Origin of the sequence: Ensifer sp. ENS11 (assembly GCF_014851895.1) — a bacterium.
Lineage (GTDB): Bacteria > Pseudomonadota > Alphaproteobacteria > Rhizobiales > Rhizobiaceae > Ensifer > Ensifer canadensis.
Genome location: NZ_JACVAN010000085.1, coordinates 1 through 309, shown reverse-complemented (window position 1 = coordinate 309; position 309 = coordinate 1). Strand labels below are relative to the sequence as shown.

The 309-nt window shown below is 61.8% G+C and carries 1 protein-coding gene; it reads right to left on the bottom strand.

The window, feature by feature from the left end; translation table 11 throughout:
* On the bottom strand, positions 1–309 hold a 309-nt coding region (locus IB264_RS34335), incomplete at both ends, for a Gfo/Idh/MocA family protein (protein ID WP_192435383.1).

Here is a 309-nt window from a genome sequence, read left to right as displayed (position 1 = left end):
GCACCAGCCGGATAGCGCCGATGTCGCCATTTTCGACCATCGCGCGCGCCTGGCGCACCATCGGATAGCCGGTGTAGTTGTGGGTGAGCACGAACAGCGCCTCGCTGTCGTCGGCCGCCTTCTTCAGCTTCTTCGCATCCGAAAGCGTCGAGGTCAGCGGCTTGTCGCAGATCACATGGATACCGCGCTTCAGGAATTCCTTGGCGGCGGCATAGTGCACATGGTTGGGGGTGACGATCGCCACCGCCTCGATGCCGTCCTTCAGCTTGGCCTCGCGGATCGCCATTTGCTTGAAGTCGGAATAGACCC